Source organism: uncultured Gemmiger sp., from assembly GCA_944388105.1.
Lineage (GTDB): Bacteria > Bacillota > Clostridia > Oscillospirales > Ruminococcaceae > Gemmiger.
In genome coordinates this window covers 1-8,452 of sequence record CALXHN010000089.1, presented here as the reverse complement: position 1 = coordinate 8,452, position 8,452 = coordinate 1, and the positions used below count along the sequence as shown (strand labels likewise).

6 protein-coding genes are annotated in these 8,452 nt (G+C 61.9%); 4 read left to right on the top strand and 2 right to left on the bottom strand.

Annotated elements, in window-relative coordinates; genetic code table 11:
* The coding region (locus Q0K17_RS09220) for an ATP-binding cassette domain-containing protein (protein WP_294542476.1) at positions 1–464 on the bottom strand (464 nt) is incomplete at its 3' end.
* 557 nt (positions 465–1,021) lie between these two features.
* Here Q0K17_RS09220 and asnB point away from each other — a divergent pair.
* Both asnB and Q0K17_RS09210 read left to right on the top strand, forming a co-directional pair.
* Positions 1,022–2,590: an asparagine synthase B gene (gene asnB, locus Q0K17_RS09215; RefSeq protein WP_294542470.1), complete on the top strand. Its 1,569-nt coding sequence runs from the start codon at positions 1,022–1,024 to the stop codon at positions 2,588–2,590.
* Positions 2,591–2,611: 21 nt separating this feature from the next.
* The gene (locus Q0K17_RS09210; protein WP_294542468.1) at positions 2,612–3,100 is read left to right on the top strand and encodes an N-acetyltransferase; all 489 of its coding nucleotides are present in this window, start codon (positions 2,612–2,614) and stop codon (positions 3,098–3,100) included.
* Between the two features lie 86 nt (positions 3,101–3,186).
* Here Q0K17_RS09210 and typA read toward each other — a convergent pair whose 3' ends face one another.
* Entirely contained in the window at positions 3,187–5,013 is a 1,827-nt protein-coding gene (gene typA / locus Q0K17_RS09205; protein WP_294542465.1) for a translational GTPase TypA, read from the bottom strand.
* A 195-nt stretch (positions 5,014–5,208) separates the two neighbouring features.
* Here typA and Q0K17_RS09200 point away from each other — a divergent pair, with 195 nt between their 5' ends.
* A complete protein-coding gene (locus tag Q0K17_RS09200; protein ID WP_294542464.1) occupies positions 5,209–6,870 on the top strand; it encodes a putative manganese-dependent inorganic diphosphatase in 1,662 nt (553 codons plus the stop codon).
* 324 nt (positions 6,871–7,194) lie between these two features.
* Positions 7,195–8,415 carry an MFS transporter gene (locus tag Q0K17_RS09195; protein WP_294542463.1) on the top strand — a complete coding sequence of 407 codons (1,221 nt, stop codon included), beginning with the start codon at positions 7,195–7,197 and terminating at the stop codon, positions 8,413–8,415.
* The last annotated feature ends 37 nt before the right edge of the window (positions 8,416–8,452 follow it).

Sequence of the window (8,452 nt, the reverse complement as noted above, 5' to 3'; positions counted from 1 at the left end):
ATGGACAGCTTGGTGCCCCGGGCCAGCACCATGGCGATCTCGATGCGCTTGAGCTCGCCGCCGGACAGGCTGGCGTTCACTTCCCGGTCAATGTAATCCCGGGCGCACAGGCCCACCTCGCTCAGGTAGGAGCAGGCCTCGTTCACGCTGGTGTCCTTGCCGGCGGCCAGACTCAGCAGGTCCTTGACCCGCAGACCCTTGAACCGCACCGGCTGCTGGAAAGCGTAGCTCACGCCCAGGTTGGCGCGCTCGGTGATGCTCATGTGGGTGATATCCACCCCGTCCAGCAGGATCTGGCCGGAAGTGGGCTGATAAATACCGGCAATGATCTTGGCCAGGGTGGACTTGCCGCCGCCGTTGGGGCCGGTGATGGCCACAAAGCGGTCGTTCACCGTCAGGCTCACATCATGCAGGATCTCTTTGTTATCGTCGGTCTCGTAGCCGACGTGTTTCAGTTCAAGCATGGGTTTCCTCCGAATCAAAATAGGTTTGTTCCCATTGTTGGTAAGTTTTGTTACGGCTAATACTATACCATGCCGGCGGGGAAAGTACAAGTCATTTCCTTGCAAAATGCTAGGAATTAAATGCGGGCCATTTTTGTGCAACTCCACAAAGGGGCAGGGGATTTGTTCTTGACACAGGCGGATTCCGGTGCTACCATAGCAATTGAGAAAAGCGTTGAACGGGAAAAGTACCGCCCAACACGCACCGCACAGAGAGCCCGACAGATGCTGTGAGCCGGGACGATGCCGGGGCAGGGAAGAACACCCGCGAGCTGCAAACGGAACCCCCGTCACGGGGCAGTATGGGCGCCGCAGGCCGCGCGTTACAGCGGCAGCGTTTCAAAGGTGAACGTATACGGAAAGGGACCGTATGCTTTGGTCGGCATGCGGTAATTTAGGTGGCACCGCGGATCAAGACAGCGATTCGTCCTAAAGAAGTCGGGACGAATGGGCTGTCAATTTTTTTGCCATTTGTTCAAAGAAACGGCAAAAAGGAGTGCTGCCAAATGTGTTGTGTCATGGGCTATGCGGGGCATGATCTGACCCGCGAACAGTTTACCGCGTATCTGCTGCGTACCGCTTCCCGCGGACCGGACGACCACCGGGTACTGGAAACCGAATTCGGCTTCTTAGGCTTCGGGCGTCTGGCCATCATGGGCGTCACCCCCGAGGGCATGCAGCCCTTCGAGCGGGACGGCAGTCTGGTGGTGTGCAACGGCGAGCTGTACGGCTTCCGCCCGGTGCGGGCCCAGCTGCAGGCCGAAGGCTATACCTTCCAGTCGGATTCCGACTGCGAGATCATCCTGCCCCTGTATGAAAAATACGGCCTGGACATGTTCCGCCATCTGGATGCGGAGTTTGCCATGGTGCTGTATGACGCCCGCAAAAAGTGGATCATCGCGGCCCGGGACCCCATCGGCATCCGGCCTTTGTTCTACGGCTACAGTGACAGCGGCGCCATCGCTTTTGCCTCCGAGGCCAAGAACCTGGTTGGTCTGTGCAAGAAGATCTATCCCTTCCCCATCGGCAGCTACTACTGCAACGGCCGGTTCGTGCGGTACTGCGATATCGCCGACACCCCCGCCTACAACCGGGACGATATGCCCACCATCCTCAAGAACATCCGGGAAAAGCTCATTGCCGGTGTGGAAAAGCGGCTGGACGCCGACACCCCCGTGGGCTTCCTGCTGTCCGGCGGCCTGGATTCCAGCCTGGTCTGCGCCATTGCGGCCAAAAAGCTGCGCAAACCCATCCGCACCTTTGCCATCGGCATGAGCGGCGACGCCATCGACCTGAAGTATGCCCGCCAGACCGCCGAGTATCTGGGCGCCGACCACACAGACGTCATCATCGACAAGGACACCGTCCTCAACTCCCTGGAGGAAGTGGTGGCCATGCTGGGCACCTGGGACATCACCACCATCCGGGCTTCGGTGGGCATGTACCTGGTCTGCAAGTATATCCACCAGCACACCGACATCCGGGTGCTGCTCACCGGGGAGATCAGCGATGAGCTCTTCGGCTACAAGTATACCGATTTCGCCCCCAGCGCCGCCGCCTTCCAGGCCGAAAGCCAGAAGCGGGTGCGGGAGCTGTATATGTACGACGTCCTCCGGGCGGACCGCTCCATCAGCGTGAACAGTCTGGAAGCCCGGGTGCCCTTCGGAGACCTGGATTTCGTCAAGTACGTCATGTCCATCGACCCGGCCCGCAAGCTGAACACCTACGGCAAGGGCAAGTACCTGCTGCGCAAGGCTTTTGAGGGTGACTGGCTGCCCGAGAACATCCTCTGGCGGGAAAAGGCCGCCTTCTCCGACGCGGTGGGTCACTCCATGGTGGACATCCTGAAGGAGTACGCCGAGGAAAAGTACACCGACCGGGAATTTGCCGAGCGCGCCGGCCGGTACACCTACTGCCGTCCCTTCACCAAGGAAAGCCTGCTCTACCGGGAACTGTTTGAAAAGTACTATCCCGGTCAGGCCGGCATGATCGTGGATTTCTGGATGCCCAACAAGGCATGGCCGGGATGCGATGTGGACGACCCCAGCGCCCGTGTGCTGAAGAACTACGGCGATTCCGGCAAATAATTTCTGTAAGGAGTTTCATTCATGACCATCCGCCCTGCCACACCCCGGGACCTGCCGGTCCTGCTGGACATCTTCACCGCCGCCAAGGCCTTTATGGTGCGCACCGGCAACCCCCACCAGTGGCGGGAAGGTTACCCCGGGGCGGCCCTGATGGAGGAAGAGATCGCCCGGGGCGTCTGCTATGTGGTGGAAGAAGCGGGGGAGATGGTGGGGACCTTTTGCGCCATCCCCGGGGCTGAACCCACCTATCAGGTGATCTATGACGGCGCGTGGCCCAACGACAATCCCTATCTCACCATCCACCGTCTGGCCTCCAACGGAAAGGCCGCGGGGGTGGCCCGGGCCTGCTTTGCCTTCTGTGCGGCCAAAGGTCTGCCCCTGCGGGCGGACACCCACGCCGACAACCATGTGATGCAGGACCTGCTGGCCAAGAACGGGTTTGTGCACTGCGGCCGCATCCTGCTGGCCAACGGCAGTCCCCGGCTTGCCTACTGCCGTCCGGCGCTGTAAAAAAACAAAGAAAAACCCGCCGCCCGTAAGCAGCTGCTTGCGGGCGGCGGGTTTGTTTTATCTCACAGGGCAGGCATCCGAAGAGATTACTTCTTCTTGCTGGCGGCCTTCATGCGCAGGTCGTGGTCCAGGATGCGCTTGCGGATGCGCAGGTTTTCGGGGGTGACTTCCAGCAGTTCGTCGGGAGCCAGGAATTCCAGACAGGCTTCCAGGCTGAACTTGGAAACGGGCACCAGGCGCAGGGCATCATCGCTGCCGGAGGCGCGGGTGTTGGTCAGGTGCTTGGTCTTGCAGACGTTGACGGTGATGTCTTCACCGGTGGGGGTGTAGCCCACGACCTCGCCGGCGTAAACCTTTTCGCCGGGGGTGACCAGCAGGGTGCCGCGCTGCTGGGCGTTGAACAGCCCGTAGGTCACGGCATCGCCGGTCTCAAAGCTGATGAGGGAGCCGGAGGACCGGGTGGCGATGTCGCCGCACCATTCTTCATAGCCGTCGAAGATGGTGTTCATGATGCCTTCACCGTGGGTGTCGGTGAGGAACTGGCTGCGGTAACCGAACAGGCCGCGGCTGGGCATGCGGAACTCAAGACGGGAACGGCTGTTCATCATCTGCATGTTCATCAGGATGGCCTTGCGGGCACCCAGAGCGGTCATGACAGCGCCCTGGTAGGTTTCGGGCACGTCGATGACGACCCGCTCCATGGGCTCCATGGTCTTGCCGTCCTCCTCATGGGTCAGAACGTGCGGGGGAGAAACCTGCAGTTCGTAGCCTTCCCGGCGCATGGTCTCGATGAGGATGGACAGGTGCATTTCACCGCGGCCCATGACCCGGAAGGAGTCGGTGGTGGCGGAATCCTCCACCCGCAGAGCCACGTCCTTCAGCAGTTCGCGGTTCAGACGGTCGCGGATCTGGCGGGAGGTGACGTACTTGCCTTCCTTGCCCGCAAAGGGAGAGTCGTTGACGCTGAAGGTCATTTCCACGGTGGGGTCGTTGATCTTCACAAAGGGCAGGGGCTGCACCTTGCTGGGATCGCACAGGGTGTTGCCGATGGAGATGTCCGGCAGACCGGCAAAGGCCACGATATCGCCGGCCTCGGCCTGCTCGATGGGCTCACGGCCGTTGGCCTTGAAGTCGAACAGCTTGGTGATGCGGCCGGTCATATGCACGTCGGGGTTGTGCCAGTCGCACACCTGCACGCTCTGGCCCACCTTGATGACGCCGTTCTGCACACGGCCCACGCCCATACGGCCCACAAACTCGTTGTAGTCCACGCTGGAAACCAGCATCTGCATGGGAGCGTCGGGGTCGCCTTCCGGCGGCGCCACATACTTCAGGATGGTGTCGAACAGGGGTTTCAGGTCCTTGCCCTCTTCCGGCTTGGTCCAGTCGTAGCTGGCGGTGCCGTTGCGGCCGGAGCAGAACACCATGGGGCTGTCCAGCTGCTCATCGGTGGCGCCCAGGTCCATCAGCAGTTCCAGGATCTCGTCGATGACTTCCGCAATGCGGGCATCGGGACGGTCGATCTTGTTGACGGCAATGACCAGGGACAGATTCTGCTGCAGAGCCTTCTGCAGAACAAAGCGGGTCTGGGGCATGCAGCCTTCCGCCGCATCCACCAGCAGCAGAACGCCGTTGACCATCTTCAGAACGCGTTCCACCTCGCCGCCGAAGTCGGCGTGGCCCGGGGTGTCCACGATGTTGATCTTGACGCCTTCATATTCACAGGAGCAGTTCTTGGCCAGGATGGTGATGCCGCGCTCACGCTCGATATCGCCGGAGTCCATGACGCGCTCCGCCACCTGCTGGTTGGCACGGAAAGCGCCCGACTGCTTCAGCATCTGGTCGACCAGGGTGGTCTTGCCGTGGTCAACGTGGGCGATAATAGCAATGTTGCGAAGATTTTCCCGAATCATATACTTGTTATCCCTCTTTTTCGTCTTTCACAAATCCAGCAAGGGGCGGCAAAAGCCAACCCCATGCACACACATTTTAATTGTACGTCAGAACGCGTTTGTTGTCAAGAATCGCAAAAAAGATTTTGGCATGTTATAATCATAACAAATCCGGGGGCCTTGTGCCCCCGAAGGGAAAGGGAAAGGGGTTGTACTATGTCAAACACCCGCCGTAAGGTCAATATCATCGGGCACCAGAACCCGGACACCGACTCCATCTGTTCGGCCATCTCCTACGCTTGGCTGAAGAACAAGCTGGGAGGGGCCACCTATGAAGCCCGCCGTGCCGGTGTGCCCAACCGGGAAACCGCTTTTGCGCTCAAGTATTTCGGGGTGGAGGCACCCCGTCTGTGCACCGACATCAGTCCTCAGATCAAGGATATCGACATCCGCCGCCAGCCCGGTATCGGGGAAGAGATGAGCGTGCGTGCCGCCTGGAACATGATGCGGGATACCGAGATCGATACCCTGTGCATCGTGGACGACGCCAAGGAGCTGCTGGGCCTCATCACCGTCAAGGACATCGCCAACGCCAACATGGACCTGTTTGATACGGGGGTGCTGGCTTCGGCCAACACCAGCTACCGCAACGTGCTGGAAACCCTGGAAGGGGAGATGCTGGCCGGGGATCCGGATGCCCGCATCACCGCAGGCCGGATCTTCATCGGTTCCAGCCCCGAAGTCATGGAGGACAATGTGGGCCCTGCCGACCTGGTGCTGGTCACCAACCGGTACGAGACCCAGATGTGCGCCATCGACTGCGGCGCCGGGTGCATCGTGGTCTGCTGCGGTGCCGCCGTGCCCCGCACCATCCTGGCCCGGGCCAAGGAGAAGGGCTGCTTTGTCATCACCACCCCCTATGATTCCTACGCCGCCGCCCGCCTCATCTCCACCGCCGCTCCGGTGCGCCACTTCATGCGCCGGGACGACCTGCTCAAGTTCAGCGTCAATACGCCCATCGAGGACGCCCGCAAGATCATGGCCAGCGTCCGCCACCGCTATTTCCCCATCCTGGATGAAAAGGGCTGCTACTGCGGTGTGGTCAGCCGCCGGAACCTGCTGAACCTGCACCGCAAGCAGGTCATTCTGGTGGACCACAACGAGCGCACCCAGGCCGTGGACGGTCTGGAACAGGCCGAGATCCTGGAGATCATCGACCATCACCGCATCGGCAGCCTGGAGACCGGCAGCCCGGTGTATTTCCGCAACGAGCCGGTGGGCTGCACTGCCACCATCGTCTGGCGGATGTACGGGGAACACGGCATCACCCCGCCCAAGCAGATCGCGGGGCTGCTGCTGTCGGCCATTTTGTCCGACACCCTGATGTTCCGTTCTCCCACCTCCACCCCTCTGGACAAATCCGCCGCCGAGGCCCTGGCCGCCATCGCGGAGGTGGACATCCCCTCCTACGCCGAGCAGATGTTCGAGGCCGGCGCCGACCTCACCGGCCGCACGGCGGAGGAAGTTTTCCTCTCCGACTTCAAGGTGTTCAGCCGGGGCGATGTGAAGTTCGGTGTGGGTCAGTCCAGCTACATGACCGCCCGCTCCCGCGCCGCCGCCGAGGAGCTGGTGGGACCCTTCCTGCCCGAAGCCATTGGCCGGGAAGGTCTGCCCATGATCTTCTATATGTTCACCGATATGCAGAACCAGGCCACCGACCTGATGTTCTGCGGCCATGGGGCGGAGAACATCGTCCGGGACGCCTTCGGGGTGGAACCCAAGGACGGCAAGGCGGTGCTGCCCGGGGTGGTCAGCCGCAAAAAGCAGCTGATCCCGCCGCTGATGGCCGCCCTGCAGGCTCAGCAGGAGCATTTCTGAGTCCCGCATTTTCCCCTTGCACGGACCGGCCGGTCCGTGGTATACTGTTTCCAATCTGAGTTTGCCGTTTGGCGGAAAGGAGTACACCCCATGGGATGGGCACTGTGCAATTTGTACCAGGTTAAAGGCAACAAATAAGCAGTTCCGTCTCGAAGTGTACCCTTTTTTAGCCCGGGTGCGGTTTTGCCGCGCTCCTTTCGGCAAACGCTGTGACGGAACCTTTCCGCGCTCCGGCGTTTGGCCGGAGCGCGTTTTTTGTATCCGTTCCGGCATAAAAGGGAACACCTGTCCATTTTGTAATTGATAACGAAAGGTGTTCCGACCATGAATGCACAATCTCTGCGCCGCCAGCTGCGGTGCTCGTATACCTATTCCTTTGTTCTCACCCTCAACATCACCGGCGCCGTCTGGGTGGCCCTGCTGGCCGCCCGAGGATACAGCCTGTGGCAAATCGGCGCCTCCGAAGGCGTCTTCCATGTGGTCAGCCTGCTGGCCGAAGTGCCCAGCGGCATGGCCGCCGACCTGCTGGGCCGCCGTCGGGCACTGGCCCTGTCCGGTGTGGCGGCAGCGGTGGCCGCCCTGCTCATGGCCTTTGAGCAGAACTTCCTGTGGGTCTGCGCCTCCATGGCCCTGTCCGCCCTGGCCTACAATCTGGTCTCCGGCACCCAGGAGGCCCTGGTCTACGACAGCCTGAAGGAGGCCGGACAATCCGAGCGCTTCCTCTCGGTGGAAACCATCACCACCCAGGTGGAGACCGCCGGTGCCGCCCTGGGCAAACTGGCCGGGGCCCTCACCGGGGTGCTGGGCTTCACCGCCTTCTACCTGGTGGATGCGGGGATCAGCCTGCTGCGCACTGCGGCGGCCATGGGCCTGCGGGAACCCGCTGCCACCCCGGAACAGCAAGTCCGGCGGGCTGCGCCCCTGCGCACCCTGCTGGCGGAACTGCCCGCCAGCCTGCGCACCCATGTGACCGAGACGGTGGACTTTCTGCGCCGCAGTCCCCGGGTATTGCAGTATATCTTCGCGGGGGCGCTCATTGACCTGCCCGCTTTTCTCACCCTGATGTACCTGCAGCAGCGTCTGACCGATATCGGCCTGCCCACGGCCTTTCTGGGCGTGGTGCTCATGCTCTGCGAGGTGGGCTACCCGCTGGGCTGCTGGATCGGCGGCCGGCTGCGTCCCCGCCGCCTGGGGTGGCTGTACGCGGTGTGCACCGCCGGGTGCGGCCTGTGCACCCTGGCCATGGGCGCCGCCCCGCTGGCCGGGGCGGTGGCCGGCGGCGCCGGGTTTGCCATGTTCGGCACCATCTGGTCCCTGCATGCCCGCAAACGGCTGAACGACTGGTTCCCCAGCGAGCGTCGGGCCACCCTGATCAGTGTGGACAGCATGGCCTACAGCCTGCTCATGATCCCCGCCTCGCCCCTCACCGGCTGGATCGGGGATGTGGCGGGCAGCGCCGGTGCCGGACTCATGGCTCTGGGAGCCGTCTTGCTGGCGGCGGCCTGCATGGCCGCCCTGCGGGCACTGAAAAACCAAAACACCTGATACATGACCGGGGAAGGGGAGAGGTTCCGTGACCCAA

What these genes read in the sequence shown, in the direction of transcription:
- typA (WP_294542465.1), bottom strand. Translation starts at nt 5,013, where the DNA reads ATGATTCGGGAAAATCTTCGCAACATTGCTATTATCGCCCACGTTGAC.
- Q0K17_RS09200 (WP_294542464.1), top strand. Translation starts at nt 5,209, where the DNA reads ATGTCAAACACCCGCCGTAAGGTCAATATCATCGGGCACCAGAACCCG.
- asnB (WP_294542470.1), top strand. Translation starts at nt 1,022, where the DNA reads ATGGGCTATGCGGGGCATGATCTGACCCGCGAACAGTTTACCGCGTAT.
- Q0K17_RS09210 (WP_294542468.1), top strand. Translation starts at nt 2,612, where the DNA reads ATGACCATCCGCCCTGCCACACCCCGGGACCTGCCGGTCCTGCTGGAC.
- Q0K17_RS09195 (WP_294542463.1), top strand. Translation starts at nt 7,195, where the DNA reads ATGAATGCACAATCTCTGCGCCGCCAGCTGCGGTGCTCGTATACCTAT.